We start from the raw sequence: 26,601 nt of genomic DNA, 5'->3' as shown, positions 1-26,601 counted from the left end.
TCAGAAGGTCTTTGCCACGCCGACATTGATATAGCCGGTCACATGAATGCCCGGCGTTGTGTTTGTCGGTTGCTGGCGGGTGTCGGAATAACCGGCAGGATCGTCGTTGGGGTCAGGCGGGCCGCAGCCCACAAGCGATGTGATCACGCCGATGAGGGCGACAATGCGGATCATGTGTTTTGTCCTTTTGCGGGCCCGAACAGGGACTGTTCCATTTCAAGGGCCGCAGCAAGAACCACAGCTTCCGCAGCCGTGTCGTTGGCGGCCGGCCGGACCGGCTCGCCATCCGCGCCGCAGCTGGCAAGCGCGGTCAGGGCCAACAGTCCGATGAGGCGTTTCATGACAGGATGTCCTTCCAGCGTTTGATCTGCATGCGCACCTGTGCAGGCGCGGTGCCACCATAAGACATACGCGAGTTCACCGAATTTTCCACACCCAGCACATCAAAAACATCGCCGGTGATCTGCGCATGCACGCTTTGCATCTGCTCCAGCGTCAGGTCGGGCAGGTCGCATCCCTGCCCCTCGGCCATGGCGACCAGCGATCCGGTGATGTGGTGCGCATCGCGGAACGGCAGGCCCAGCACCCGCACCAGCCAATCGGCCAGGTCGGTTGCGGTGGAGAACCCGCTGCCCGCGGCGGCGGCCAGATTTTCGCGCTGGCCGTTCATATCGCGCACCATGCCTTCCATTGCGGCCAGGGCCAGCATCAGGTTGTCAGCGGCGTCAAACACCTGTTCCTTGTCTTCCTGCATGTCCTTGGAATAGGTCAGCGGCAGCCCCTTCATCACCATCATCAGCGCGGTGTTGGCACCAAAGATCCGGCCCACCTTGGCGCGGATCAATTCCGCTGCATCCGGGTTCTTTTTCTGCGGCATGATCGAGGATCCGGTCGAGAACCGGTCCGACAGCGCCACAAAACGAAACTGCGCCGAGGACCAGATCACCAGCTCTTCGGCAAAACGGCTGAGGTGCATGGCGCAAATGCTGGCACATGACAGAAATTCCAGCGCAAAATCACGATCACTGACCGCGTCCAGCGAATTGGCCGAGGGCCGGTCAAAGCCAAGCGCCTGCGCGGTCATCTCGCGGTCAATCGGGAAGGAAGTTCCGGCAAGCGCCGCCGCGCCCAGCGGGCTTTCGTTCATCCGCGCACGGGCATCGCGCACCCGGCTCAGGTCACGGCCAAACATCTCGACATAGGCCATCATGTGATGGCCCCATGTCACCGGCTGTGCGGTTTGAAGATGGGTGAAACCGGGCATCACCCAATCGGCGCCCGCCTCGGCCTGCCCCAACAGGGCATTGATCAAGGCCAGTAGCCCGCCCTCAAAGGCGTCAAACTGATCACGGGTCCAAAGCTTGAAATCAGTCGCCACCTGATCGTTGCGGCTGCGCCCGGTGTGCAGGCGGCCCGCAGGTTCGCCGATCACCTCTTTCAGACGTGCCTCGACGTTCATATGGATGTCTTCCAGAGCGGTTGAGAATTCAAACTGCCCGCCCTCAATTTCTGACAAGATCGTGAGCAAGCCTTCCCGAATGGCCTCGGCATCGCTATCACTCAGAATGCCCGTGGCCGCCAGCATGGCAGCATGGGCACGCGATCCGGCAATGTCCTGCGCCGCCATCCGCTTGTCAAACCCGATCGAGGCGTTAATGGCCTCCATGATCGCGTCTGGCCCAGCGGCAAAGCGGCCGCCCCACATCTTGTTCGATTTCGTGTCAGTCATTGATAAACCCTCGGAGGGACAGATGAAAAAATTCGCGTTGGCTGTCATGTATACGGCCCTTATGGCAGGTGCAAATGTTGCCTTCGCCGCAGGCCCGGACATTACCTCATTGCGGACAGGTGACATGAAAAAGCTGGTGGTGCATGACGTGCCCAAGGCGACCTCAGGCGCGGCCTTCGATCTGGAAGACGACGGCGGCAAAGCCACGCTTGAGGATTACCGCGGCAAATACATCCTGCTGAACTTCTGGGCGACATGGTGCGCGCCCTGCCGCAAGGAAATGCCGCAGATCAATGCACTGCAAAAGGAATTTGGCGGTGATCATTTCGAGGTGTTGACCATCGCGGCGGGCCGCAATTCGCCCGAAGGCATCAAACGGTTCTTCAAGGAGGCCGGCGTGGATGCCCTGCCCCGCCACCAAGACCCGAAACAGGCACTGGCCAGCCAGATGGCGGTTTTTGGTCTGCCGATCACCGTGATTTTGGATCCTGAGGGCCGCGAGATTGCGCGGCTGCGCGGCGATGCCACTTGGGACAGTGACAGTGCCAAAGCAATTGTCAAAGCCCTGATAAACAACGCTGCGGGCAGCTGAGGAAAGCGGAAATTTTCAAGATTTCCGGTGCGAATTTTTGAAAAATTCGGGGCAAGGTTTGATACCTAGGCCGCGTGGTTCAAAATCGCCGCCTCTGAGCCTGACAGATGCCGACGGGCAAAGCTGCCATAGGTATGCGGATCAAACTCCAGCGACGGGTGCGTCGCCAGCAGGCGCACCCGGTCGCTGTCATCGAGCGCATTGAGGGAGGCCGATGCAGGATGGAAGCTTTCGGTTTCGACACCATTGGCCCACATGACCTGATGGCGGTCAAACAGCAGATGGATGTAGGTCACCTCGCGCACCCGAAGGTCCACGCTGATCGAGGTGCCGTTGATCAGGTCTTTGGCGGCAACCAGAACTTCTGGCGTGTTGAACAGGTCCAGCGCCACCGGCCCTTTGATCAAGATGCGGTGCTCGGGCGATACCACCAGATCACCTTCGGGAACATCCGTGCCAAGCAGGCCCGCCGCAATGCGCACCGGGCGCAGCTTGGGCATGGCAAAAAGCCGGGCACCCGACATGCGGCGGCTGCCGATCCAGCGGATCTGCTGGGCGCCGTTGTCTTTGGTCTGGACCGCGTCGCCCTCTTGCAATTCTTCGATCCGGGTCAGGCCGCCCGGCGTGCGGATCATCGTGCCGGGGGTGAAACAGATCACGCCCCCATCACCCGAGGCCACATCACCCGTGGGCGCGGCGCTCAGCGTGTGATGCACGATCCAAAGCTCACAATCACGCGGCGGTATTTCGTCCAGGAACATCAACAAAGGCTGACTGCCGCGCCCGACCTCGATCAAGGTCACGGTATAACTTTTGCCGCCATCCGTGATGACAAAGCTGTTGTCCATCAAAGGGGGTTCATTGCCGTCCCGCTCCGGCTTGCGGATCTGCGATGGTTCACGGTCAAGGGCCGCGCCCACAAGGCGGTGCACCATCCGTGCTGCACGTTTGCGAAGATTTTCCGCTCCGTCTGCCTGATCCAGCCGCAAAACATCGCTTGGCCCATCCACCCGGATGGCGTCCCCGCGCCATGCCCATGCGGCCCCCACTGTCAGGGATTGCACCGGCGCGGCCTCAAGGCCGTCAATTTCTGTTTGCGACCAGCTTATGACAAACGTGCCTCGAAAGCCCGTTCTCATTGCTGTCCACCTGCCTCAGTCTTTTTATTAAGGAAAAGTTAACAGATTCAACGTGCTCTGGGAAGTGGGAAAATTTGCGGTGTCGCTCAACCGACGCGAGTCGTCGCGCCCGGATAACCAAAACGCTGTCGGGTCAGTCAAAACTGCGTGCATTGACCCCAACTTCGCTTGCATATCATCGTTAAAATGTTAGCGTTAGACGGCTTTTTTTGAGGAATTATTATGGCTGACACGCCCAAACCGCTGCCTGAACGGCGCATCGTTTCATCCCGTCATCTGGCCGAGGGTGAGGGCTGGGAGGCCTCCGAACTCGAATACGGGATGATCATTGCCTACAACGCCTTCACCCGGTGGATGTCGCGTTGCATGGCGGCGGCAGGCAATGCCGATCTGACGCCGCTTGAAATTCTGGTGCTGCACAACACCAATCACCGTGGCCGGGAAAAACGGCTGACCGACATTTGTTTCCTGCTGAACATCGAAGACACGCATACGGTCAACTATGCGCTGCGCAAGCTGTTGAAATCGGATCTGGTCGAGGCGGAAAAACGCGGCAAGGAAGTGTTTTATCGCACCTCGAAGGCGGGCAGCGATCTGTGCGAGGCATACCGGACGATCCGGCAGACCTGTCTTCTTGAGGGGCTCGGACGCATGGACACCAGCGGCGAGGAGTTGCGTCAGGTCGCCGCCAGCCTGCGCACAATGTCGGGGCAGTTTGACCAGGCCAGCCGCGCGGCGGCCTCGCTTTGAAGATGGGGCAATACGACGCTCAAATCAAAAGCCTGTATCCGCCGCAGACACCCGGGGCCTTGCCCCGGACCCCAGAGGTTTAAGGGCCAAATGAAGAAAAAGGCGTCCTTGTCTTCATTTGGCCAGAAAAACCTCCGGGGGGAGCGCCGCGCAGCGGCGGTGGGGGCTGGCCCCCTTGAACGGTTCGTTGGCCGGTTAGGCTGATTGTTTCAGGGGTGCGGTTTCCATCAACTGGCCCATGACGCGGGCCGTGTCGTTCATCCGGTTGGAAAAGCCCCATTCGTTGTCATACCAGCTGACCACGCGGATCATGCCGCCCTCGGTGACCTTGGTCTGGGCGGCGGCAAAGCAGGATGAGTGGCTGTCGTGGTTGAAATCAACCGAGACCAGTGGATCGTCTTCGAAGGACAGCACCCCTGCCAACGGTCCCTGTGCAGCGGCGGCGACGGCGGCGTTGATGTCCTCTGCTGTGACTTGGCGTTTTGGCACAAAGCTGAGATCGACCAGCGAGACATTGGCCGTGGGCACCCGAACAGCAGATCCTTCGAGCCGCCCTTCCAGTGCCGGGAGCACCAGGGCGATTGCAGCTGCGGCGCCGGTCGAGGTGGGCACCATCGACAGCGATGCCGCCCGCCCGCGATAGGGATCGCGGTGTGCGGTGTCGTGGCTGGGTTGATCACCGGTGAAGGCGTGGATTGTGGTCATATAGCCGGTTTCAATGCCGCAGAGGTCATCGAGCACCATCGCCAGAGGCGCGAGGCAGTTGGTTGTGCAGGAGGCGTTTGAGACGATCACATCGTCAAAGGTCAACTCATCATGGTTGACGCCGTAGACCACGGTGCGGTCCACCTCTTTGCCGGGGGCCGAGATCAGCACCCGTTTGCTGCCGTTGTCAAGATGTTTGGCGGCGGCATCGCGTTGGGTAAAGAGGCCGGTGCATTCATAGGCGATGTCAACCTCGGCCCAAGGCAGTTTGGCCGGGTCACGTTCTGCCGTGAGGCGGATGCTGTAGGGGCCGACATGAAGCGTGTTACCTTCCAGCCGTGCGCTGCCTTGCAGGCGTCCGTGAACGGAATCGTATTTCAGCAGGTGCAGCAGGGTTTCCGGTGCGGCCAGATCGTTGATCGCAACAACCTCGATCCCGTCGGTGCCATTTTCCAGCAGCGCCCGCAGCACGCAACGGCCGATACGGCCAAATCCATTGATCGCGATTTTGATTGTCATAATAGCACCTCATGGCCGGATTTTTCGATTTGGCTCACTGTTAGCGCTATCATAGATCTTTTTCAACTGCTAATCGGGGGCAGCGCAGCAACAGCATTGTGATTTGATCGGCAGGTTGCTTGCGGCGGTGATGGCTTTGCGGGCTATGACGCGTTAGGAAATGCGGGCAACAAGGTGGGTAGGATGACAGAACAACAAGACACCGTATTGATTGCCGTGGATGGCGGCGGCACCGGTTGCCGGGCGGCGGCGGGCACGTTGCGCCGGGGTATTCTTGGCGAAGCGGCGGGCGGACTGGGCAATGTTGGTACAAATTTCAAAGCGGCCACGGGCAACATTCGCAGCGCCATGAACGCCGCCTTGGCCGAGGCGGGACTGGAGGACACGCCTGCATCGAACATCTGTGTTTTCATGGGGCTTGCAGGGGCCAACTTTCCCGATGAAATGGCGCGGGTCGCGGCGGAGTTTGCCTATGGTGCGGTTCATGTGACCAGCGACCGGGACACCGCCGTTGTCGGAGCATTGCAGGAAGCGGACGGGTTTGTTGTGACCCTTGGCACCGGCACCATTGTGGCCCGGCAGAAGGACCGGGTGATCAAGACCGTCAGTGGTTGGGGTTTTCATTTGTCAGATCAGGCATCGGGATCATGGCTGGGTCATCAATTGCTGCGCAAGACGATGATGGGCGAGGACGGGATGATCGCGCAAAGCCCGCTTGGCACGCAGGTCTTGGCTGAGATTGGCGGGGCTGCAAAAGCGATGATCTTTAGCGCCTCTGCCGCACCGGGGGATTATGCCGCATTGGCGCGGCAGGTGATCCCCGCCGCGCAAGACGGCGATGAGATCGGTTTGGCCCTTATGCAGGAGGGCGCTGCGTTTATCGTATCAGCGCTGGGTGTGCTCGGGTTCGCGGCCGGTGACCGGCTTTGCCTTTCTGGCGGTGTGGGGCCGCATTATGCGCCCTATCTGCCAGAACCATTCACCCGCCATTTGACGCCGCCTGCGGGCAATGCCTTGCAAGGCGCATTTACGCTGGCCGGGCGGGCGGCATTGGCTGAGTGATCACGAATGAGCGCTGTGGCGGCGGCGGATGCTGGCGGGGCGTCCCGGCAGGTCCAGCCGGGCGTCATTGCGCGACTGGCGCGAGATCACCTTGCCACTTGCAATCACGCACAGGCGGTCCGGTCTGAGGCGCAGCGCCTCGATCGGGTTGCCCGCGTCCAGCACCACCATCGAGGCTTTGGCCCCGACCCGCAGGCCGTAATCCTCCAGCCCCATGATCCGGGCATTCACATTGGTGACCATGTCAAAGCAACGGCGCATCTCGTCGGGGCTGGTCATCTGGGCCACGTGCAGGCCCATGAAGGCCACATCCAGCATGTCGCCGGTACCCATCGAATACCACGGGTCCATCACACAATCCTGACCCCAACCGACGTCAATACCCATGGCCTGCATTTCCTTGACCCGCGTCAGCCCGCGGCGTTTGGGATAGGTGTCATGCCGCCCCTGCAGCACGATGTTGATCAGCGGATTGGGGATCGCGGCGACCTCGGCCTCGGCCATCAGGGGCAACAGCTTCGAGACATAATAGTTGTCCATCGAATGCATCGATGTGAGGTGTGATCCGGCCACCCTGCCCTGCAGGCCCAGACGCTGGGTCTCATAGGCCAGCGTTTCGATGTGGCGTGAATGCGGATCGTCGGTTTCATCGCAGTGCATATCCACCATCAGCCCGCGTTCTGCCGCGATTTCGCACAGGGCTGTGACGGAGCGTGCACCGTCCGCCATAGTGCGTTCAAAATGCGGGATGCCGCCCACCACATCGACGCCCATGTCGAGGGCGCGGATGGTGTTTTGCAATGCGGTTGGATCACGGTAGAGGCCGTCCTGGGGGAAGGCGACCAATTGCAGGTCGATGTAATCGGCCACCTCTTTGCGGACCTCTAGCAGCGCCTCGACCCCGATCAGACTGTCGTGGCAGGTGTCCACGTGGCTGCGGATGCACAGCAGGCCTAATGAGGCGGCCCAATCGCAGTATTCCAATGCGCGGGCTTTGATCTCATCCGGTTGCATGACCTGTTTCAGCTCGCCCCAGAGGCCGATCCCTTCGAGCAGGGTGCCGGAGGCGTTGATGCGCGGAATGCCGTAGCTGAGGGTGGCGTCCATGTGGAAATGCGGATCGACTAAGGGCGGGCTGACCAGATCGCCGCTGGCGTCGATCACTTCGCCTGCTTCGGCGGAGGAGAGGTCTTCGATGGCGGTGATTGTGGCGCCGGTGATACCGATGTCGGCAGTGCGTCCATCCGGCAGGGTGCCGCCTTTGAGGATCAGGTCAAACATGAAGAAGCTCCTGTGCTGTCGGAAATGTGGTTGCGCCCGGACGTAGGCCGGGCTGCCCCCGACCGCCCCCATGGGCGGGGGCATTCGCCCCGCCCGCGGTCAGGGCCAGCCCTTGGTGAGACGTCCTCACCGTTCGCCCTTGTTGAACGGCACCATCAGGGCGGCGGGCACTTGCGCACGGCGCGACATGATCACCAGCGCCAGAATGGACAGGATATAGGGCGCCATCAGGAAGATCTGATAAGGAATGTCCGCACCCAGCGGAGTTTGCTGCACCCGGATTTGCAGCGCGTCAAAGGCGGCAAACAGCACCGCGCCCAGCAAGGTTTTGCCGGGCTTCCACGACCCGAACACCACCAGCGCGATGCAGATCCAGCCGCGCCCGTTGACCATTTCAAAGAAGAACGAGTTGAACGCGCTCATGGTCAGGAAGGCCCCGCCGACCGCCATCAAGCCGCTGCCGACCATCACTGCGCCCATGCGGATGCCCGTGACAGAAAGCCCCTGCGCCGCGACCGCCGCAGGGTTCTCACCTGCCGCCCGCACCGCCAGCCCCAGCGGTGTGCGGTAAAGTGTGATGCTGACCACCACGGCCAGCACAAAGGCCAGATAGGTGAGCGGGGTTTGTGAAAACACGGCCTCGCCGATCAGTGGAATGTCGGACAGGAACGGCACTTCGTAGGGTTGGAAAGCTTCGATCTTGGGCGGCGAGGTGACGGACGGCAATGCCAAGCGGTAGCAATAGTAGGTCAGCGACGTGGCCAGCAGCGTGATGCCAAGGCCGACCACATGTTGGCTGAGGCCAAAGGGCACGGTCAGCGTCGCGTGCAGCAGGCCAAAGGCCATGCCCGACAGCATCGCCACCGCCACACCAAACCACAGACCGCCGCCCAGATAGACGGTCAGCCATCCGGCAAATGCGCCCACGACCATGATGCCCTCGATCCCGAGGTTCAGGACACCCGCGCGTTCGCAAATCAACTCTCCCAATGCGGCGAAGATCAACGGCGATGCGATGCGGATTGCGGCGGTCCAGAAACTGGCGGAGATCAGAATGTCGAGAATATCCATCAGCTGCGCCTCACCCGGAATTTGGTCAGCATAATCGCCAGCACCATCAACAGCAGGGCAAAGGCCAGCATAATATCGGCCAGATAGGTCGGCACGCCTGCGGCGCGGCTCATGCTGTCGGCGCCCACAAAAATACCCGCCACAAACAGCGCCGCCACCACCACGCCCAGCGGATTGAGCAGGGCCAGCATTGCCACGATGATACCGGTGTAGCCAAAGCCGGGGGAGATATCCAAAGTCAGATTGCCCTTGAGGCCTGCGACCTCGGAAAAGCCTGCCAGCGCGGCGAGGCCACCAGACAGCAGCGCGGTTTTGATCAACACGGCGTTGACGGGGATACCGGCAAAGCGCGCGGCCTCGGCATTCAGGCCCACGGCCCGCATTTCATAGCCCAGCGTTGTACGGCGCTGGATCACCCAGACCACCAGCGCGGAGATCAGCGCAAGGCCAAACCCCCAATGCAGGCGTAGCCCGTCCATGATACGTGGCAGACGGGCCTCGGCAATCAGGCGGGCGGATTTGGGCCAGCCAAGGCCCATCGGATCTTTCAGCGCCCCTTCGAGCAGCATAGAGACCCATAGAAGCACCACGAAATTCAGCAACAGGGTGGTCACCACCTCATCGACGCCAAAGCGGGTTTTCAGGAAGGTCGGCACCAGCAGGGCCACCGCCCCGGCCAGCATCGCGGCGATGGCGATTGTAGGCAGCAGGGCAAAGGCGGGCCACGAGAGCGCCCCGGTGCCCAAGACCACGGTCACAACCGCGCCCATATAAAGCTGCGCCTCGGCACCGATGTTCCACAGCTGCGCACGAAAGGCGACGGCGACAGCCAATCCGGTGAAGATCAGCGGCGTGGCGCGGTTCAGGGTTTCGAGCGCCGCAAATTTTGAGCCGAACGCGCCTTTGACAATCAGGCCCAGCACCGAGAACGGCTGCGCCCCCGCGATCATCGCCAGCAAAGACGCAATCACCACTGTGCAAAGAAGCGCCAGCGCAGGCAGGCCCAATTGCCGTGTCAGGGTCGGGTTGGCCACAGGTTCAAGCCGCATGACTGCCCCCTTCCTCTTCAAAACCGTGTCCGGCCATCCAGACACCCAGTTCTGTTGTGCTAAGGGCGCCGCGTTCAAATCCGGGCGACAATCGCCCTTCGGAGATCACATGGATGACATCGGACAATGCAGTGACCTCATCAAGATCTTCGGAGATCAGCAGCACCGCCGCGCCGCGATCACGGGCGGCCAGCAATTGTTCATGCACGTAGGTCAGCGCCCCGATGTCCAGCCCGCGCACGGGTTGGTTGGCCAGCACCACCTCGGGCGTGGTTTCAAGGACCCGGCCCAGGATCAGCTTTTGCATATTGCCGCCGGACAGCAGCCGGATGCGGGTGTCGGGGCCAGGGCAGCGCACGTCGTAGCCTTCGATCACAGTTTGGGTGAAATCGCGGGCGGCCTGCCAATGCATCCAGCCTTTGGTGCTGAATGGCGGTTTGGTGTAAAGCTCAAGCACCGCGTTTTCGGTCAGGTCAAAATCGGCGATGGTGCCGGTTTTGTGGCGGTCCTCGGGGATGCGGGCGATGCCGGCGGCAAGGGCTGCACGCGGGGTCCAGCTTTTTGGCGCGGCGTCATGGATGCGCAGGCTGCCGGAGGCCGGGGCGATCAAGCCGCCAATCAGATCGGCCAGCGCCGCCTGCCCGTTGCCAGAGACACCCGCAAGGCCAATGATCTGCCCTGCCCGCAGGTTCAGGTTGACGGATTTCAGCCCCGGTGCGCTGCCGCGATCAGGGGTTGAGACCTGATCGAGGGCAATCAGAACATCGCCGGGATTGGCAGCACGCACGGAAGGCGGCGCGACTTCTTCGCCGACCATCATCTGTGCCAGAATATGTTTGTCGGTGTCGGCGGTGCGGGCCTCGGCCACCAATTTGCCGTGGCGCAACACCACAACCCGGTTGGAGATCGCTGTGACCTCATGCAGCTTGTGAGAGATAAAAATGACCGACAGACCCAGCGCCACGGCCTTGCGCATGGTGGCAAACAAGTCATCGGTTTCCTGCGGGGTCAGCACGGCGGTGGGTTCATCAAGGATCAGAATGCGGGCATCGCGGTAGAGCGCTTTGAGGATCTCGACGCGCTGGCGTTCGCCCACGGTCAAGCTGCCCACTTGGGCATCCGGATCGACCTGCAAGCCATAGTCCTGCACCAGCGCAAGGATGCGCCGCCGCGCCGCTGCCTTGCCAAAGCCGAGCTTCCACAGGGGGGCTGTGCCCAGCACGATGTTTTCCAGCACGGTCATATTGTCGGCCAGCGTGAAATGCTGATGCACCATGCCGACCCCCGCCGCCAATGCGGCTCGGGGATTGCCGGGCGGCAATGCCTGACCAAACACCTCTACGCGGCCCTCGTCAGCCGTGTAATGGCCAAAGAGGATGTTCATCAACGTGGTCTTGCCCGCGCCGTTTTCGCCAAGCAAAGCAATCACTTCGCCCTGCGCGAGATCAAAGCTGATCGCGTCATTGGCTGTCAGGCTGCCAAATCTTTTGGTGATATTGTCGAGGCGCAGGACAACCTGCGCCTCTTTATGATTTGTCATTTAAGAAGACTTCGGTTCTTCGTCGTTGATTGTGACGCTGAAAGAGCCGTCTTTGATCGCTGCTTCTTTTTCCATGACCAGTTTCATCGCCGCTTCGGGAACTTTGCCCTCGAAGGCGCCAAGTGGCGCAAGCGAAGAGCCGCCTTCGGCCATGAAGGAATATTTGCCATAGTCATCGGCAGTGAAATTGCCCGCCTGCACCGCGGCAATCGCGGCATCCAGCGTCGGCTCAAAATGCCAGATTGCGGAGGCGACAACCGTTTCGGGATAATCGGCTTGGGTGTCGATCACATTGCCGATGGCCAGCACCCCTTTTTCCTGCGCCGCGTCCGACACGCCAAAGCGTTCGGCATAGAGCAGATCCGCGCCATTTTCGATCATCGCAAAGGCGGTTTCTTTGGCCTTGGGCGGATCGAACCATGAGCCGATGAAGCTGACCTGGAACTTGATATCCGGGTTCATTTCCGCCGCGCCCGCCATGAAGGCATGCATCAAACGGTTCACCTCGGGGATCGGGAAGCCGCCGACCATGCCGATGTTGCCCGATTTGGTCATCGCGCCAGCGATGATGCCGGACAGATAGGCAGCGTCCTGGATGTAGTTGTCAAAAACAGAGAAGTTCGGCAGCGCCGCGTCCTGCTTGAAACTGGACCCCATAAGGAAGGCCACATTTGGATAGTCTGCCGCCACTTCGCGGGCTTCCTGCTCGGCGCCAAAGACCTCGCCGATGATCAGGGTGTTGCCGCTTTCGGCATATTCGCGCATCACGCGGGCATAATCGGTGTTGGAGACGTTTTCGGTAAAGGTGTATTCAATGTCGCCGCGGGCCTGCGCGGTTTCGGCAGCTTTGTGGATGCGGCTGACCCATTGTTGTTCGACAGGTACGGTGTAAATGCCCGCGACCTTGATCTTGTCTGCAGCAAAGGCGGCCTTGGGCGCAAAGGCAGCGGCCCCCAGCAGAACCGCGGCACTGCCGAGCAATCTGCGGCGTGTGATACTATTGGTTTGTGGCTTATTCATTGGTTATCCCCCAGTTGGACGTCTGATATTTTTTACCGTTTGGTTAAAATCGCCTTGAGTCAAGCTTTCTGTGTCGGGCTTTGGCAAGCTTAGGCCTTGAATTTGTAACTGCCAAAGACTTGTGCGGGCAAGACGTCTGATGGGCGAAATCTTGGGCAGGTTGGAAAAGGTTCGGCCTTTCCAAGGGGCTGGCGTCTGATGCTGCGGCGCGGCGGAGGCGGGCGTTTCTCACGCGAGCCGGTCCTCCCAAAGTTTCATCACAGGACGGGCTTTTTCAAACTCGGATCGCACCGCTTTGACCAATCCGCCCTCGGCGTGCCGCCATGTGTCATCCATCGGGCCGCTGAGGATCAGGTTCTTGCGTTTGAGCAGATCGCCATGAGGGTGATCTTCGGCATAGGGTTTTGGCACCTTTTTGAGCGGCGGCGCACCCCATGTGGAGAACTGGAAGCCAGTGGCATCTATCAGGTCGGCCAATTCATCCCCGTCGCGGTCCACAAAGGCGCGGAACCGGGTCAGGGTTTCACCCTTGAACCCGCCGATGCCAAAGCCAACGGTCATCTCGCCCGGCTCGGAGCCAAAGAAAAAGAACGGCGCAAAGGGATCATCCCCGGCCTGTGACCACATCATGTGCAGATGCGCATTGAGCGGGGTCTTGTCCTTGGAAAACCGCACATCGCGGTAGATGCGAAACAGCTTGGGCTTGAAGGGCTTGCCGGAGATCCGGCTGAAATCCTCGGCCAGCAGATCGGCAAAGAACTCTGCCGGTTTCTTGATCGCGGTGTTGTAGTGATCCTTGCGGGGATTGAACCAGTCTTTGGTGTTGTTCTGGCGCAGCTCGGCAAAGAAGGCGTTGCTGTCGTCGATCATCTGGGTAAAGCCGTCGGGCGGCGTGGATGGGTCCGCTTTTGTCATGTGATCCCCCTGAACAATCAGTGTTGCCGCCAGTATAGGGCCGCAAGCGCGGTTGAATACAGTGAAGTCTTATCGCGCGGCGGCGCGGATCATATCGGCGGCCTTTTCCGCGATCATCACCACAGGCGATGCGGTATTGCCCGACACGATGCGCGGCATCACAGAGGCGTCAATGACCCGCAGCCCGTTCAGCCCGTGCACCCGCAGGTCGGTTCCGACCACAGCGTTTTCATCCGCACCCATTTTGCAGGTGCCAACAGGGTGAAAGATCGTGGTGGCGATATTGCCCGCCTGTTCGACCAATGCTGCATCGCTTTGATGGTCGGGGCCGGGCAGGATTTCCTCAGGAGTGTAGGGTTTGAGCGCGGCGGCGGTCATGATCTCGCGGGCCTGTTTGATCGAGGTCACCGCAACCTGTTTGTCGCGCGGGGCAGAGAGGTAGTTGAGCTTGATATGCGGTTGCTGGGCGCTATCGGTTGAGGTCGCATGACAACTGCCGATGCTGTCAGGGCGCAGGTTGCAGACTGAAACCGTGATCGCCGGAAACGGATGCAGCGGATCGCCAAGGCGGTCGGTCGACAAGGGTTGTACGTGGTATTCCAGATCCGGGGTTTCCAGCGCGGGATCGGATTTGGTGAACATGCCAAACTGGCTGGGCGCCATGGACAGCGGGCCGCTTTGGCTGATCAGATATTGCAAGCCAAGCCGTGCCTTGCCCAACAGGGAATTGGCCATTGTGTTCAATGTCTTGGCGTTGCTGACCTTGTACACAGTGCGGATCTGCAAATGGTCCTGCAGGTTCTCGCCCACCCCTTGCAGATCATGTTTCGGCGTCAGACCCAGCCCCGCGATGTGATCGGGTTGGCCAATGCCGGAATGCTCCAGAATCTTGGGTGAGTTGATCGCCCCTGCCGCCAGCAGCACCTCGGCGGTGCAATGGGCCTCAAAGCTTTGGCCGCGCCGGTTGTACCGCACGCCTTTGACGGTTTTGCCCTCAAGGATCAGGGTTTCGGTATGGGCGTGGGTCAGCACCCGCAGGTTGGGCCGGTTCATCGCTGGGCGCAGAAAACCGGTTGCCGTGCTCCATCTGACACCAGCCTTTTGATTGACCTCGAAAAAGCCCGACCCCTCGTTATTGCCATCGTTGAAATCGGCTCGGGGGTGAATACCAAATTCTTTGGCGCCCTCCTGCACCGCTTTGAGAATGTCCCAGCTGAGGCGTTGGGTCGTGACCTTCCACTCACCGCCCGCGCCGTGCATATCCGATGTGCCGGCGTGATGGTCTTCGGACTTGAGGAAATAGGGCAGCACGTCATCCCAGCCCCAGCCGGTGTTGCCCAGCTGCCGCCAACGGTCATAATCCGCCGCCTGCCCGCGCATGTAGATCATACCATTGACCGAGGTGCAGCCGCCCAGAACCTTGCCGCGCGGATAGACCAAGGACCGCCCGTTCAACCCCGGCTCTGCCGCGGTTTTCATCATCCAGTCGGTCCGCGGATTGCCGATGCAATAGAGATAGCCGACGGGAATTTTGACCCAATGGTAATTGTCCTTGCCGCCTGCCTCCAGCAACAAAACGCGGGTTTTGGGGTCTTCGGTCAAGCGGTTGGCCAGAACACAACCCGCCGTGCCCGCGCCGATGATGATGTAATCATAGGTGCCGTCCAGCGTGGTGGTTGTGGTCATGCCCTGCCCTTCTTCAACTGCTGTTTATGCGTCTTGGCTCAGCCGCATTTACTGTGCCCGCAAGAGGCGCAGGTCATGCAGCCTTCGACCATGCGCAGGTCGTATTGGCCGCAGGACGGGCAGGATTTGCCCCGTGGGGCGTCAAGGCCGACGACTTGCGCTTTGGGATCGTTTTTCAGCCCCATGCCCTCGCCCGCGATGAAACCGGTCGCGATCATATGCTGTTCGATGACACCGCCGATGGCCGCAAGGATGGAGGGGATGTATTTGCCCTGCATCCATGCTCCGCCACGCGGGTCAAAGACCGCCTTGAGTTCCTCAACCACAAAGGACACATCGCCGCCGCGCCGGAACACCGCCGAGATCATCCGCGTGAGTGCAACCGTCCATGCAAAATGCTCCATATTCTTGGAGTTGATGAACACCTCGAAGGGGCGGCGGTGGCCGTTCAGCACGATGTCATTGATTGTGATGTAGATGGCATGTTCGCTGTCGGGCCATTTGACCTTGTAGGTGTTGCCCTCCAGATCCGCCGGACGGTCCAGCGGTTCGGACATATAGACCACCTCTCCGCCCTCATCGACGGGCACGGGTTTGTCGGCCTTGGTGTCTTCGTTCACGCTCAGCACCGATCCGGTCACATCATTGGGCCGGTAGGTGGTGCAGCCCTTACAGCCGCTGTCCCAGGCCTGCATGTAGACATCTTTGAAGGCGTCAAAATCAATATCTTCGGGGCAGTTGATGGTTTTCGAGATGGAGCTATCGACCCATTTCTGCGCCGCCGCCTGCATCTTGACGTGATCGGAAGGGGCAAGCGTCTGGGCGTTGACAAAATAGTCGGGCAACGGCGCATCGCCTTTCAGGTCGCGCCACATTTGCACCGCGTAATCGACCACCTCCTCTTCGGTGCGCGAGCCATCCTTTTGCAAGACCTTGCGGGTGTAGGCATAGGCAAAGACCGGCTCGATCCCCGAACTGACGTTGCCGGCATAAAGGCTGATCGTGCCGGTGGGCGCGATGGAGGTCAAAAGCGCGTTGCGGATGCCATGTTCGCGGATCGCGTCGCGCACATCGTCGTCCATCTGCTGCATGGTGCCGGAGGCGAGGTAGGCGTCCGCATCAAACAGCGGGAAGGCGCCCTTTTCCTTAGCCAGATCAACCGACGCCAAGTAGGCCGCCCGCGCAATCGCCTTGAGCCAGCTTTCGGTTTGCGCCGCCGCTTCATCAGAGCCATAGCGTTGGCCGACCATCAAAAGCGCATCGGCAAGGCCCGTGACCCCCAGCCCGATCCGGCGTTTGGCTTGCGCCTCGCGGGCCTGAGCCTCAAGCGGGAACTTTGAGACGTCCACAACGTTGTCCATCATCCGCACGGCGGTGGCGACAAGTTCTTGCAGCGCGGCCTCGTCCAGTTGGCTGTCATCGCCAAACGGGTCCGACACCAGACGCGCAAGGTTGATCGAGCCGAGCAGGCAAGCGCCATAGGGCGGCAGTGGCTGTTCGCCGCAAGGGTTGGTGGCGGCGATGGTTTCGCAATAGCTGAGGTTGTTGGCCGCATTGATCCGGTCGATGAAAATCACACCCGGTTCGGCATAATCATAGGTGGCCTGCATGATCTTGTTCCACAGATCGCGGGCCTGCACCGTGTGATAGACCCGATCGTTGAACGTCAGCTCCCAGGAACCGTCAGCTTTGACCGCTTCCATGAAATCATCCGTGACCAGAACCGACATGTTGAACATACGCAGGCGGGCGGGGTCGGATTTGGCGGTGATGAAATCCTCGATATCGGGGTGATCGCAGCGCATGGTCGCCATCATCGCACCGCGCCGCGATCCGGCTGACATAATCGTGCGGCACATCGCATCCCACACATCCATAAAGCTCAGCGGGCCGGAGGCATCTGCCGATACGCCCAGAACATCCGCGCCCTTGGGGCGGATGGTTGAAAAATCATAACCAATGCCGCCGCCCTGCTGCATGGTCAGCGCGGCCTCTTTGAGCATATCAAAAATGCCGCTCATGCTGTCGGGGACGGTGCCCATAACAAAGCAGTTGAACAACGTCACGCGCCGCGCGGTGCCAGCGCCGGCGGTGATCCGGCCTGCGGGCAGGTATTTGAAGTCTTCAAGCGCGGTGTAAAACCGATCTTCCCACTGCGCGGCATCGTCTTCAACCCGCGCCAGATCCCGCGCAATACGCCGCCAGCTGTCTTCGACAGTGGCATCCTTGGGCGTGCCATCGGCCGCTTTGAAACGGTATTTCATATCCCAGATTTGTTCGGCAATCGGGGCGGCAAAACGGGTCATAGCAGGGGCTTTCTGAGCAGGCATTGGCAGGGAGATCTTTATCTTAGGCGGGGCGGCGGGATTCTGAAACGGGTGATTTCAAATGCCCGGACGATTTCTATATGTTGTGACCTTTGCTGGCGCAACAACAATATCAGGTAAAATGCGATGCAAAGCCTCTTGCCCTCAAATCCGTTAAATGCGATGAAACCTCATGACCTCAACCGTGAACCTGATCAAGCTTTCTGTCGGAACCGAAACCGTCGAAGGGCTGGCCGAATGGCACGCCACAAAACGGGCGCAAACCGCCGATGGGCTGCCACGGCACGTCACACGCATGTGGCCCAAACGCGAGGCCGAGATTTTGAACGGCGGATCGATCTTTTGGGTGATCAAAGGCGCGATCCAATGTCGCCAGCGCATCCTGCGGCTGGACGAACAAATCGGATCAGACGGCATCCGCCGCTGCGCCATCGTTCTTGACCCGCAACTGGTCCGCACCCAAAGCAGTCTGCGCCGCCCCTTTCAAGGCTGGCGTTACCTCACCACCCAAGACGCACCTCTGGACCTGCCCGAGGGCCGCGAAAACGAAGAGGCTTTGCCGGTGGAACTCAATCAGGCTCTCGCGGAAATTGGCGTGCTCTGAGCCGTTTAGGCAGCGCCACCACTTCCCCCTTTTTGGCCCTAAATATTCCGGGGGTCCGGGGGCTGGCCCCCGGTTCAACGCCACCTCACCCCAAACGGCGATTGATCTCGCCAAGGGTCTTGCGATCGAGATCGCTCATTTCTGCCATGCGGCTGCGCCAGAGCGTGGCTTGCGACTGCAAGACCAATCCATCACTCAAGATCTTCAAATGGTTCGCCCGCAGTGTTTCGCCGCTTGAGGTGATATCCGCCACGGCCTCGGCGGTTTCGTTTTTCACGGTGCCTTCGGTCGCGCCCTGGCTGTCGACCAGCGCGTAATCGGCCACGCCGCCGCTGCGCAGGAACTCGCGGACCAGTCGGTGGTATTTTGTGGCGATCCGCATCCGGAACCCGTGATGCTGGCGGAAGGCCGCGGCGGCGGCGTCCAGATCATCCAGTGTGTCCACATCGACCCAGGCTTGTGGCACTGCGATGATCAGGTCGGCATGGCCAAACTGCAATTCTTCTAGTGGCTCAACCAATTGGTCCCAAAGCGCCAGTTTTTCGCGCACCAGATCGGTGCCGGTGACGCCCAGATGAATGCGCCCTGCGGCCAGTTCGCGGGGGATTTCCCCCGCAGACAGCAGGATCAGGCTGACGTTGTCGATGCCTTCCACCGCGCCTGCATATTCGCGTTCGTTGCCGGTGCGCTGCAGGGTGATGCCGCGCGCGCCGAACCATTCAAAGGTCTTTTCCATCAGCCGCCCTTTGGACGGCACGCCAAGTTTCAGCGTCATGCCTTGCCCTCCAGTAGCAACATCAATCCGGGGCGCATCACGCCGCCCACCGCCGGAATCTCGTCGCCCTGCCCCAATTGCCGGGTGAGCGCATCATAGCGTCCGCCGCTGGCAATGGCGGGCAGATCCGGGCGGGTCTCGGCGCGGAACCCAAAGACAAAGCCATCATAATATTCCATCGAGGCGCGGCCATAGCTGGCCTCAAAGATCAGATCACCCGTATTCACGCCGCGGGCTTGCAGTGCCTTTTCCCGTGCCGCCACCCGCGCCACGGCGGGCGCAATTGAGGGCAGGTCTACCGCCAGATCATGCAGGCGGCTGAGGGCGTTTGGCATGGTTTCACGCACTTCGAGCAACACTTCGATCAGGTCCACATCGCGGGCCGAAATCGGATCGGCAGCGGCGTCTTCGCGCAGGGCGGCCACCCTTGCGTCGATCTCGGCGGCGCTGCGCAGGCCCACAAGCGGCGCGCCTTTGGGCGCCTCTCCGGCCAGCAGGGCGGCGCGGGTGGGCGGCACAGGCGTGCGGCCTGCGAACCGTTCGAGCAACCCGCGAAACCGGCGCGGCCTCCAGATATGCCGCATCAGCGCATGTTTGCGCCGCGCCGTGGTGTTGAGCCCTTCCACCGCAGCCATTAGCACGCCGATGTCGCCCGTCACTGGCGCAACGGGCAGGTTTTTCAGGCCAGCTGCAATCAGGGCAAAGACCTCGGCGTCTGCGGCAGCGGGATCGGTGCGGTCAAAGACCTCATAGCCGACCTGAATATATTCATTGGCGCGGCTGGGGTCATGTTCCTGCCGCCGGAAGACCTCGCCTGCGTAGGTATAACGGGCCGGCTCTGCGCCTTCGCGCATATGCATTTGCACCACTGGCACCGTAAAGTCGGGGCGCAGCATCTGTTCGCCCCGCAGGGCATCAGAGGTCACATAGGCGCGGGCGCGGATGTCCTCGCCGTAAAGCTCCAGCAGGGTATCGGCGGGTTGCAGGATCGGTGGTTCGACAAGGGCCGCGCCCTGCGCCTCGAACAACGCCCGCAGACCCGCAGCGCAGGCCAGTGTTTCAGAACGGGTTGGCATCAGCTGTGCAGGTCCAGAATTTCGCGCACCTTGGCGATCAGTTGGTCGCGCGGCACTTCGTATTGGCTGGGCCGGTCTTTCCATTCCTCCAGACTGGCGTTCTCGGCCAGTTTGGCGCCAAGGATCAGATCCTTGATCTGCACCACGCCTTTTTCATGTTCATCCCCGCCTTCGATCACCGCGACAGGGCTGCCGCGTTTGTCTGCGTATTTCAGTTGGTTACCGAAGTTCTTGGGGTTGCCCAGATAGACCTCAGCGCGGATGCCCGCCTGCCGCAATTCGGCGACCATGGTCTGATAATCGGCCATACGGGCCTTATCCATCACGGTGACGACAACGGGGCCATCCGCCGTTTTGTCCAGACGCCCTTTGGCATCCAGCGCGGCCAACAGGCGGTCCACCCCGATGGAAACACCCGTTGCAGGCACCTCTTGTCCGGTGAAGCGTTTGACCAGATCGTCATAACGCCCGCCCCCCGCGACAGAACCAAAGTTGCGGGTGCGGCCTTTTTCGTCCTGAATGTCGAAGGTCAGCTCGGCCTCGTAGACGGGTCCGGTGTAATAGCCAAGGCCGCGGACAACAGAAGGGTCGGTGACGATCCGGTCGGGGCCATAGCCGCCAGCGCTGAGCAGATCTGCGATCAGTTCCAGCTCGTCCACGCCCTGCGCACCAATGGTCGATCCATCAACCAGTTCACGTAGGCGGGCAACGGTTTCAGCGCCGGTAGAACGCTTGGCATCCATAAAGCCCATGACCACTTCGGCTTGCGTGTCATCCAGCCCCGCACCCTTGGTAAAGTCGCCGCTTTCGTCCTTGCGGCCTTCGCCCAGCAGCGCACGCACGCCGTCCGGGCCAAGCCGGTCGAGCTTGTCGATGGCCCGCAGCACAATGCCGCGTTCGGCCTCTTTGTCCTCGCCCGCAAGACCGGCCACTTCCATCACGCCGTTCAGCACTTTGCGGTTGTTGACACGTACCACGTAATCGCCGCGGTCAATCCCGACTTCTTCGAGACAATCGGCCAGCATCGCACATATCTCAGCATCGGCGGCCACGGAAGGTGCGCCAACGGTGTCTGCATCACATTGATAAAATTGACGAAAACGCCCCGGCCCCGGCTTTTCGTTGCGCCAGACCGGACCCATTGCATATCGGCGGTAGGGTTTGGGCAGGTCATTCTGGTGCTGGGCATAGACGCGGGCCAGCGGCGCGGTCAGGTCATAGCGCAGGGCCAGCCAATCGCCGGGTTTGTCTGAGTCTGCGTCTTCCTGCCATGCAAAAACCCCCTCGTTCGGGCGGTCCACATCGGGCAGGAATTTGCCCAGCGCCTCAACCGTTTCGACGCCGGAACTTTCCAATGCGTCAAAGCCGTACCGATGATAGACCGCCGCAATTTTGGACAGCATTTCAGCGCGATGGGTGACTTCGCTGCCGAAATAGTCGCGGAAACCCTTGGGCGTTTCCGCCTTGGGGCGTGGGGTCTTTTTGGGTTTGGTCATGGATCATGTTCCTTGAGGCGTGATTTCGCGCGTCTCGCATCTACCCCAGCCCCTGTCAGAGGGCAAGCAATGGCGGGGTTGATGGTGTCGCAGGGGCGGTTGCGGTCTGGCCTTTGTCACGCCGGGTAAGGCATGTTAGGGCAGCGCGGCAACAAGGAGAGTGCTCATGGAAAAGCTGGAAGAACAGATCGCGCATCTGACACGGATGGTGGATGACCTTTCCGAGATCGTGGCGCGGCAAGAGGGCGAGATCACCACGTTGAACCGCCGGGTTCATATGTTGATGCAGCGCGAGGGTGAGCGCGATTCCTCAGGCGGCGGAGCGGTGGTGATCGGGGATGAGCGTCCGCCGCATTATTGATCGGCTGGCGGCGATCTTTTTGAAAAGATCGCTGCGCATTCTTTCAAGAATGCGGGGCACGTCCGGGTGCCGCTGTTGCGGTTGGTGGCGATTTCTTTAAAGAAATCGGTTCGGAATTTTTAAAAATTCCGGGGCTATGTCAGTCGTTGCTTTTGAGAGAGGCGGCCAGCACTTCACCGTCGTGGATCAACAATTCTGACCACCGGGCATTGCCGCCAAAGCGTTCATAGGTGTTCACAAAAAACGTGCTTTTCTCAAGCTGGCCGATCTTGCTGCCGCAGGGTTTGCCTTTGCGGGCACCGCAAACGCGGGATTTGACCTTTTCGTAGGCTTTGTCTGTGTCGCCGTAAGCCAGATGTTTGCCTGCGGGGCCATAGTGCAGTTGCTCATAAAACGAAGGCGCCCCCAGCAGGACGCTGGCAGCGGTCAATTGGCGCGGGCAGCCGTCCGGAAATCCGGTGAGGTAAAAGGTGCGGGGCGCGGCGGAATCGGGATCGCTGTCAAACAGGGCAAAGCCGCGCGCGTTGGCTTTCTCCACCTTACGGCCCATTGGTTTGCGGCGGGCCTCGCAGACGCGGGCGATGACGCCGTAGGGCAGGATCGTGCCATAGGACACGTCCGCCGCATCAGGGCCGGTGCGCGGCTTGTCCTTTTTCGGGGCAGCGATGCGGGCAAACAGTCCGGCGCGTTTGCGCGGGGTTTCTTCGGTGGGGGTCAGACTGGCCAAGAGGACCGGTTCGTCCGTGGCGGGGTCTTCCGGGGTTGTCCCCAGCACTGTGGTGGTTTGCTCAACTGGGGTTTGGGGGGCTGTTTCGGTGTCCAGAACCACGGGCGCGATGGCAGCGGTATCTTGCGAGGCTGGGTCGGTGTTCGGCACCACGCGGCGCAGCAGGCCCAGAAGACCGCCGCGTTTTTCCGGCGCGGGGTCTGCGGGCTGCAACTGCGCGGCGGTGTTGGTGGCTGGATCAGCCGCGGTTGTCCCAAGAAAGCCCTCGCGGGCGATCTCGGCTTCGGTCGGGAGCGCCTGTGCCACGGGTTCGGTTTCGGCCAGATCCACATCCGACAGCCGATCCAGATTGCGCAGCGGATCACCGCAGGCGGCAACACTGGCCAACAGGGCCACAAGGCACAGTTTTTTGAGCATGGATCCCCCCTCCCGCACCGGCGTTAACTAAACCAAAGGAGGCCGCGCGTCCACTGAGCCGGACGATTTTCTAGATTTCCTGCACTTCCAAAACCCCGCCCAGCGACCGGATCGCGCCTTTGATCTGGGGCGTTACAGGGAACTCGCGGCCAAGGTCCACCTCGACCTCGCCGGGCAGGCTGGGGTCCATCAGGCACAGTTGCACCGGGCCGCGCCCGCGAATGGCTTGGGGCGCACCTTGGAGCACACCTGCCACGGCGGCGATGGCGGCGGGTTCGTCGATGAAAACCCGCAAGCCCATGCTGCCTGCATCGGCGACGGCAGTGTCGATCGGGGTGACGGACCGGCCCAAGAGCTTGAGCTGATCACTTTCCATCGTGGCCTCGACTGTGACCACAACCTTTGATCCGGTTTCAAGGTGTTCGCGTGCGGCCTCAAGCGTGTCAGAGAACAGTGTAACCTCGTAACCGCCCGTCGTGTCGGACAATTGTGCAAAGGCAAAGCGGTTGCCGCGTGCCGATTTGCGTTCCTGCCGACCGGCGACAACGCCCGCAATCTTGGCGACCAATGCGCCGCCCTCGGCCTTGGCGGTGACTTCGTCCAAGGTGAGAACGCCCTTGCGTTTCAGCGGCCCCATATAGTCGTCCAGCGGGTGTCCAGAGAGATAAAAGCCCACGGCCTTGAACTCTTCGGTCAGGCGTTCGGCAGGCAGCCAATCGTCGCTGGGCAACATGCGCGGCTCAGGCAGATCATCGCCCGCCTCACCAAAGAGCGAGACCTGATTGGAGGCTTTTTGTTCGTGGATTGCGGCGGAGTAGTTGACCAGCGGATCGAGTGCCTGAAACACGCGGCGGCGGTTTGGGTCAAGCTGGTCAAAGGCACCGGAGCGGGCGAGCATTTCCAGTGGCCGCTTGCCCACCCGTTTGAGATCGACCCGGCGGGCAAGATCAAAGAGCGTGGCAAAGGGTTTGTCCACGCCTTCGACAGTTCGGCCATCGGTGATCAGTTTCATCGCCTCAACGCCAACGTTTTTCAACGCGCCCAGCGCATAGACCAGCGCCCCGTCCACCACTTTGAACGTTGCATCGGAGCGGTTCACACAGGGCGGCACCCAAGGCAGTTCGAGCCGTTTGCGCACCTCTTCAAAATAGATCGCCAGTTTATCCGTGAGGTGGATATCGCAGTTCATCACGCCGGCCATAAACTCGACCGGGTGGTTGGCCTTGAGCCATGCGGTTTGATAACTGACCACCGCATAGGCCGCAGCGTGGGATTTGTTAAAGCCGTAGTTGGCGAATTTTTCCAGAAGGTCGAAAACTTCGGCGGCTTTTTTCTTGTCCACCCCGTTTTCCATCGCGCCCTTTTCGAATTTGGGGCGTTCCTTGGCCATCTCTTCGGCGATCTTTTTACCCATCGCCCGGCGCAGCAGGTCGGCGCCGCCAAGGCTGTATCCGGCCATGACCTGTGCGATCTGCATCACCTGTTCCTGATAGACAATGATGCCTTGGGTTTCCTCCAAGATGTGATCAATCGAAGGGTGTACAGATTCGCGTTCGCGTTTGCCGTTCTTGACCTCGCAATAGGTCGGGATGTTCTCCATCGGGCCGGGGCGGTAGAGGGCCACCAACGCCACGATGTCTTCGATGCAGGTGGGTTTCATCCGCTTGAGCGCATCCATCATGCCCGAGCTTTCCACCTGAAACACGGCCACGGTTTTGGCGCTGGCATAAAGTTTGTAAGACGCCTCATCATCCAGCGGGATGGTGGCGATGTCGTCGATCAACCCTTCGGGCGGCTCAAACAGTTCGGAGCCATCCGCCGCGATGTGCAGATGCCGGCCCGAAGATTTGATCTGATCCACCGCGTTCTGGATCACGGTCAGGGTTTTCAGGCCGAGAAAGTCGAACTTGACCAGACCGGCCTGTTCCACCCATTTCATGTTGAACTGGGTTGCGGGCATGTCGGAGCGCGGATCCTGATAGAGCGGGACAAGCGCATCCAAGGGGCGGTCCCCGATCACCACGCCCGCGGCGTGGGTCGAGGCGTTGCGCAGCAGCCCTTCGACCTGTTGGCCGTATTCCAGCAATCGCGCGACGACCTCTTCGTTTTTGGCCTCTTCGCGCAGGCGCGGCTCGTCCGCCAATGCCTTTTCGATGGAGACCGGTTTGACCCCTTCGACCGGGATCATCTTGGACAGGCGATCCACCTGCCCGTATGGCATTTGCAGCACCCGCCCGATGTCGCGCACCGCCGCCTTGGACAAAAGCGCACCGAAGGTGATGATCTGGCCCACTTTGTCGCGGCCATATTTCTCTTGCACATAGCGGATCACCTCTTCGCGGCGGTCCATACAAAAATCGATGTCGAAGTCGGGCATCGAGACCCGTTCAGGATTGAGGAAGCGTTCAAACAGCAGTTGATAGCGCAGCGGATCAAGGTCCGTGATGGTCAGCGCATAGGCCACAAGAGAGCCCGCACCGGACCCCCGCCCCGGACCCACCGGAATGTCGTGGTCCTTGGCCCATTTGATAAAATCCGCAACGATCAGAAAATAGCCGGGAAACCCCATGCCTTCGATGATGCCGAGTTCGAAATCGAGGCGTTTTTCATATTCCTCGACGCTGGTGGCATGGGGGATGACGGCCAGCCGCGCCTTGAGGCCCGCGTGGGATTGGCGCTTGAGCTCTTCGATCTCGTCATCGGCGAATTTCGGCAGGATCGGCGCACGGCGATAGGCCATGAAGGCGCAGCGTTTGGCAATCTCAACAGTGTTGGACAGCGCCTCGGGCAGGTCGGCAAAGAGGGTCGCCATTTCGGCTGGCGTTTTGAAGTAGTGTTGCGCGGTCAGGCGGCGACGCGGGTCTTGTTGATCCACGTAAGCCCCTTCGGAGATGCAGATCAGCGCATCATGGGCCTCGTACATCTTGGTGTCCGGGAAATAGACATCGTTGGTGGCAACCAGCGGGATGTCCATCGCATAGGCCATCTCGATAAAGCCGCGTTCGGTCAGGCGTTCGTTTTCGGGCAGGCCGTCTTCGCCCGGATGGCGCTGCAACTCAACATAAAGCCGGTTGCCAAAGGCCTTGTGCAGCCGCGCCATCAGCGTCTCGGCGGCGGGGCGTTGGCCATTTTGCAGCAGTTGGCCCACCGGGCCGTCCGCACCGCCGGTGAGGCAGATCACATCGGCGCTCAATGCCTCAAGCTCGTCCAGTGTCACCTCGGGGAGCGCACCGCCCTTGTCGATGTACAGACAGGAGTTCAGCTTCATCAGGTTTTCATAACCCGCCTCGGTCTGGGCCAGCAGAACCACCGGCGCAGGATCGCGGGGCTTTTCGCCCGGCTGCACCTGGACATAGGCCAGATCAACCTGACAGCCGATGATCGGCTGCACCCCGGCGCCCGCCATTGCAACGGAATATTCCAGCGCCGCAAACATGTTGTTGGTGTCGGTCAGGGCCAGCGCGGGCATGCCCATATCGCGACACATGCCGGGCAGCTTTTTCAGCCGCAGCGCCCCTTCGAGAAGGGAATATTCGGAATGGGTGCGCAGGTGAATGAATCGGGGTGTGTCGGTCATGACCGTAGGTTAAGCCAGCCGCCCTGCCACCGCCAGAGCCAGAGTTTGCTTGACAGCCATTTGCGCATCCCGCCGCAAATGAGGCCGTAAAACGCTTGCCAAATGGCCCTGCCCCCGACTAGCCTGAGTGCTGATATTGCCCGCGCCGCGTTCTACGCCGCATCGAACGCCGCGCACCCCTTG

General features: G+C 60.7%; 23 protein-coding genes. 5 read left to right on the top strand and 18 right to left on the bottom strand.

Going from position 1 to position 26,601, the window contains the following annotated elements:
• From C8N31_RS20395 to argH, 3 genes are read right to left on the bottom strand one after another with little or no spacing between them, the layout of a single operon-like run.
• Positions 1–174, bottom strand: coding sequence for a hypothetical protein (locus C8N31_RS20395; protein ID WP_156026846.1), 174 nt, complete (start codon positions 172–174; stop codon positions 1–3).
• Positions 171–341 carry a hypothetical protein gene (locus tag C8N31_RS20390; protein ID WP_156026849.1) on the bottom strand — a complete coding sequence of 57 codons (171 nt, stop codon included), beginning with the start codon at positions 339–341 and terminating at the stop codon, positions 171–173. Before C8N31_RS20390 ends, C8N31_RS20395 begins: the two co-directional genes overlap by 4 nt.
• Entirely contained in the window at positions 338–1,729 is a 1,392-nt protein-coding gene (gene argH / locus C8N31_RS14630) for an argininosuccinate lyase (protein WP_025046623.1), read from the bottom strand. Before argH ends, C8N31_RS20390 begins: the two co-directional genes overlap by 4 nt.
• A 22-nt stretch (positions 1,730–1,751) precedes the next feature.
• Here argH and C8N31_RS14625 point away from each other — a divergent pair, with 22 nt between their 5' ends.
• Complete coding sequence (locus C8N31_RS14625) at positions 1,752–2,321, top strand: TlpA disulfide reductase family protein (RefSeq protein WP_025046624.1); 570 nt, start codon at positions 1,752–1,754, stop codon at positions 2,319–2,321.
• Between the two features lie 65 nt (positions 2,322–2,386).
• Here the strand turns inward: C8N31_RS14625 and C8N31_RS14620 are convergent, their stop codons facing one another.
• The gene (locus C8N31_RS14620) at positions 2,387–3,460 is read right to left on the bottom strand and encodes a Hint domain-containing protein (RefSeq protein ID WP_025046625.1); all 1,074 of its coding nucleotides are present in this window, start codon (positions 3,458–3,460) and stop codon (positions 2,387–2,389) included.
• Between the two features lie 222 nt (positions 3,461–3,682).
• On the opposite strand from C8N31_RS14620, the gene C8N31_RS14615 reads away from it, so the two are divergent.
• Positions 3,683–4,210 (top strand): winged helix DNA-binding protein, encoded by a 528-nt coding sequence (locus tag C8N31_RS14615; protein WP_025046626.1) that lies wholly within the window; start codon positions 3,683–3,685, stop codon positions 4,208–4,210.
• A gap of 195 nt (positions 4,211–4,405) precedes the next feature.
• Here C8N31_RS14615 and gap read toward each other — a convergent pair whose 3' ends face one another.
• Entirely contained in the window at positions 4,406–5,434 is a 1,029-nt protein-coding gene (gap, locus tag C8N31_RS14610; RefSeq protein WP_025046627.1) for a type I glyceraldehyde-3-phosphate dehydrogenase, read from the bottom strand.
• Positions 5,435–5,617: 183 nt separating this feature from the next.
• Between gap and C8N31_RS14605 the strand changes: the two genes are divergently transcribed.
• Positions 5,618–6,496, top strand: coding sequence for a glucosamine kinase nucleotide-binding domain-containing protein (locus C8N31_RS14605; RefSeq protein WP_025046628.1), 879 nt, complete (start codon positions 5,618–5,620; stop codon positions 6,494–6,496).
• Here the strand turns inward: C8N31_RS14605 and C8N31_RS14600 are convergent, their stop codons facing one another.
• The 8 genes from C8N31_RS14600 to C8N31_RS14565 form a co-directional block, all read right to left on the bottom strand.
• Positions 6,497–7,777 (bottom strand): amidohydrolase family protein, encoded by a 1,281-nt coding sequence (locus tag C8N31_RS14600; protein WP_025046629.1) that lies wholly within the window; start codon positions 7,775–7,777, stop codon positions 6,497–6,499.
• 126 nt (positions 7,778–7,903) lie between these two features.
• A complete protein-coding gene (locus C8N31_RS14595) occupies positions 7,904–8,848 on the bottom strand; it encodes an ABC transporter permease (protein ID WP_025046630.1) in 945 nt (314 codons plus the stop codon).
• Positions 8,848–9,897 carry an ABC transporter permease gene (locus tag C8N31_RS14590; RefSeq protein ID WP_025046631.1) on the bottom strand — a complete coding sequence of 350 codons (1,050 nt, stop codon included), beginning with the start codon at positions 9,895–9,897 and terminating at the stop codon, positions 8,848–8,850. The genes C8N31_RS14595 and C8N31_RS14590 overlap by 1 nt, the downstream gene beginning before the upstream one ends.
• On the bottom strand, positions 9,887–11,437 hold the full coding sequence (locus C8N31_RS14585) for an ABC transporter ATP-binding protein (protein ID WP_025046632.1): 1,551 nt from the start codon (positions 11,435–11,437) through the stop codon (positions 9,887–9,889). Before C8N31_RS14585 ends, C8N31_RS14590 begins: the two co-directional genes overlap by 11 nt.
• Positions 11,438–12,457 carry a BMP family protein gene (locus tag C8N31_RS14580; protein WP_025046633.1) on the bottom strand — a complete coding sequence of 340 codons (1,020 nt, stop codon included), beginning with the start codon at positions 12,455–12,457 and terminating at the stop codon, positions 11,438–11,440.
• A gap of 228 nt (positions 12,458–12,685) precedes the next feature.
• The gene (locus C8N31_RS14575) at positions 12,686–13,372 is read right to left on the bottom strand and encodes a DUF2461 domain-containing protein (protein ID WP_025046634.1); all 687 of its coding nucleotides are present in this window, start codon (positions 13,370–13,372) and stop codon (positions 12,686–12,688) included.
• A 69-nt stretch (positions 13,373–13,441) separates the two neighbouring features.
• On the bottom strand, positions 13,442–15,058 hold the full coding sequence (locus C8N31_RS14570) for a GMC family oxidoreductase (protein WP_025046635.1): 1,617 nt from the start codon (positions 15,056–15,058) through the stop codon (positions 13,442–13,444).
• A 38-nt stretch (positions 15,059–15,096) separates the two neighbouring features.
• Positions 15,097–17,364 carry an adenosylcobalamin-dependent ribonucleoside-diphosphate reductase gene (locus tag C8N31_RS14565; RefSeq protein WP_025046636.1) on the bottom strand — a complete coding sequence of 756 codons (2,268 nt, stop codon included), beginning with the start codon at positions 17,362–17,364 and terminating at the stop codon, positions 15,097–15,099.
• A gap of 193 nt (positions 17,365–17,557) precedes the next feature.
• Here C8N31_RS14565 and C8N31_RS14560 point away from each other — a divergent pair, with 193 nt between their 5' ends.
• Positions 17,558–17,989: a DUF1489 family protein gene (locus tag C8N31_RS14560; RefSeq protein ID WP_025046637.1), complete on the top strand. Its 432-nt coding sequence runs from the start codon at positions 17,558–17,560 to the stop codon at positions 17,987–17,989.
• Positions 17,990–18,074: 85 nt separating this feature from the next.
• Here C8N31_RS14560 and hisG read toward each other — a convergent pair whose 3' ends face one another.
• The 3 genes from hisG to hisS are packed head-to-tail and all read right to left on the bottom strand — an operon-like array spanning position 18,075 to position 21,336.
• Positions 18,075–18,764 carry an ATP phosphoribosyltransferase gene (gene hisG, locus C8N31_RS14555; RefSeq protein WP_025046638.1) on the bottom strand — a complete coding sequence of 230 codons (690 nt, stop codon included), beginning with the start codon at positions 18,762–18,764 and terminating at the stop codon, positions 18,075–18,077.
• Complete coding sequence (locus C8N31_RS14550; RefSeq protein ID WP_025046639.1) at positions 18,761–19,840, bottom strand: ATP phosphoribosyltransferase regulatory subunit; 1,080 nt, start codon at positions 19,838–19,840, stop codon at positions 18,761–18,763. Before C8N31_RS14550 ends, hisG begins: the two co-directional genes overlap by 4 nt.
• On the bottom strand, positions 19,840–21,336 hold the full coding sequence (hisS, locus tag C8N31_RS14545; protein ID WP_025046640.1) for a histidine--tRNA ligase: 1,497 nt from the start codon (positions 21,334–21,336) through the stop codon (positions 19,840–19,842). The genes C8N31_RS14550 and hisS overlap by 1 nt, the downstream gene beginning before the upstream one ends.
• A gap of 166 nt (positions 21,337–21,502) precedes the next feature.
• On the opposite strand from hisS, the gene C8N31_RS14540 reads away from it, so the two are divergent.
• Positions 21,503–21,697 (top strand): SlyX family protein, encoded by a 195-nt coding sequence (locus tag C8N31_RS14540; RefSeq protein ID WP_025046641.1) that lies wholly within the window; start codon positions 21,503–21,505, stop codon positions 21,695–21,697.
• A gap of 139 nt (positions 21,698–21,836) precedes the next feature.
• Here C8N31_RS14540 and C8N31_RS14535 read toward each other — a convergent pair whose 3' ends face one another.
• The gene (locus tag C8N31_RS14535) at positions 21,837–22,841 is read right to left on the bottom strand and encodes a hypothetical protein (protein ID WP_025046642.1); all 1,005 of its coding nucleotides are present in this window, start codon (positions 22,839–22,841) and stop codon (positions 21,837–21,839) included.
• Between the two features lie 70 nt (positions 22,842–22,911).
• Positions 22,912–26,418, bottom strand: a complete 3,507-nt coding sequence (gene dnaE / locus C8N31_RS14530; RefSeq protein WP_025046643.1) for a DNA polymerase III subunit alpha — start codon at positions 26,416–26,418, stop codon at positions 22,912–22,914.
• Positions 26,419–26,601: the final 183 nt, after the last annotated feature.

This window comes from Sulfitobacter mediterraneus, from assembly GCF_003054325.1.
In the GTDB taxonomy this organism is placed as follows: domain Bacteria; phylum Pseudomonadota; class Alphaproteobacteria; order Rhodobacterales; family Rhodobacteraceae; genus Sulfitobacter; species Sulfitobacter mediterraneus.
The sequence above is the reverse complement of the archived record's forward strand: the minus strand, read 5'-3'. Positions and strand labels throughout refer to the sequence as shown.

Excerpts from the sequence above, each read along its gene's own strand:
- C8N31_RS20395 (WP_156026846.1), bottom strand. The coding sequence starts at position 174 with ATGATCCGCATTGTCGCCCTCATCGGCGTGATCACATCGCTTGTGGGC.
- C8N31_RS20390 (WP_156026849.1), bottom strand. The coding sequence starts at position 341 with ATGAAACGCCTCATCGGACTGTTGGCCCTGACCGCGCTTGCCAGCTGC.
- argH (WP_025046623.1), bottom strand. The coding sequence starts at position 1,729 with ATGACTGACACGAAATCGAACAAGATGTGGGGCGGCCGCTTTGCCGCT.
- C8N31_RS14625 (WP_025046624.1), top strand. The coding sequence starts at position 1,752 with ATGAAAAAATTCGCGTTGGCTGTCATGTATACGGCCCTTATGGCAGGT.
- C8N31_RS14620 (WP_025046625.1), bottom strand. The coding sequence starts at position 3,460 with ATGAGAACGGGCTTTCGAGGCACGTTTGTCATAAGCTGGTCGCAAACA.
- C8N31_RS14615 (WP_025046626.1), top strand. The coding sequence starts at position 3,683 with ATGGCTGACACGCCCAAACCGCTGCCTGAACGGCGCATCGTTTCATCC.
- gap (WP_025046627.1), bottom strand. The coding sequence starts at position 5,434 with ATGACAATCAAAATCGCGATCAATGGATTTGGCCGTATCGGCCGTTGC.
- C8N31_RS14605 (WP_025046628.1), top strand. The coding sequence starts at position 5,618 with ATGACAGAACAACAAGACACCGTATTGATTGCCGTGGATGGCGGCGGC.
- C8N31_RS14600 (WP_025046629.1), bottom strand. The coding sequence starts at position 7,777 with ATGTTTGACCTGATCCTCAAAGGCGGCACCCTGCCGGATGGACGCACT.
- C8N31_RS14595 (WP_025046630.1), bottom strand. The coding sequence starts at position 8,848 with ATGGATATTCTCGACATTCTGATCTCCGCCAGTTTCTGGACCGCCGCA.
- C8N31_RS14590 (WP_025046631.1), bottom strand. The coding sequence starts at position 9,897 with ATGCGGCTTGAACCTGTGGCCAACCCGACCCTGACACGGCAATTGGGC.
- C8N31_RS14585 (WP_025046632.1), bottom strand. The coding sequence starts at position 11,437 with ATGACAAATCATAAAGAGGCGCAGGTTGTCCTGCGCCTCGACAATATC.
- C8N31_RS14580 (WP_025046633.1), bottom strand. The coding sequence starts at position 12,457 with ATGAATAAGCCACAAACCAATAGTATCACACGCCGCAGATTGCTCGGC.
- C8N31_RS14575 (WP_025046634.1), bottom strand. The coding sequence starts at position 13,372 with ATGACAAAAGCGGACCCATCCACGCCGCCCGACGGCTTTACCCAGATG.
- C8N31_RS14570 (WP_025046635.1), bottom strand. The coding sequence starts at position 15,058 with ATGACCACAACCACCACGCTGGACGGCACCTATGATTACATCATCATC.
- C8N31_RS14565 (WP_025046636.1), bottom strand. The coding sequence starts at position 17,364 with ATGACCCGTTTTGCCGCCCCGATTGCCGAACAAATCTGGGATATGAAA.
- C8N31_RS14560 (WP_025046637.1), top strand. The coding sequence starts at position 17,558 with ATGACCTCAACCGTGAACCTGATCAAGCTTTCTGTCGGAACCGAAACC.
- hisG (WP_025046638.1), bottom strand. The coding sequence starts at position 18,764 with ATGACGCTGAAACTTGGCGTGCCGTCCAAAGGGCGGCTGATGGAAAAG.
- C8N31_RS14550 (WP_025046639.1), bottom strand. The coding sequence starts at position 19,840 with ATGCCAACCCGTTCTGAAACACTGGCCTGCGCTGCGGGTCTGCGGGCG.
- hisS (WP_025046640.1), bottom strand. The coding sequence starts at position 21,336 with ATGACCAAACCCAAAAAGACCCCACGCCCCAAGGCGGAAACGCCCAAG.
- C8N31_RS14540 (WP_025046641.1), top strand. The coding sequence starts at position 21,503 with ATGGAAAAGCTGGAAGAACAGATCGCGCATCTGACACGGATGGTGGAT.
- C8N31_RS14535 (WP_025046642.1), bottom strand. The coding sequence starts at position 22,841 with ATGCTCAAAAAACTGTGCCTTGTGGCCCTGTTGGCCAGTGTTGCCGCC.
- dnaE (WP_025046643.1), bottom strand. The coding sequence starts at position 26,418 with ATGACCGACACACCCCGATTCATTCACCTGCGCACCCATTCCGAATAT.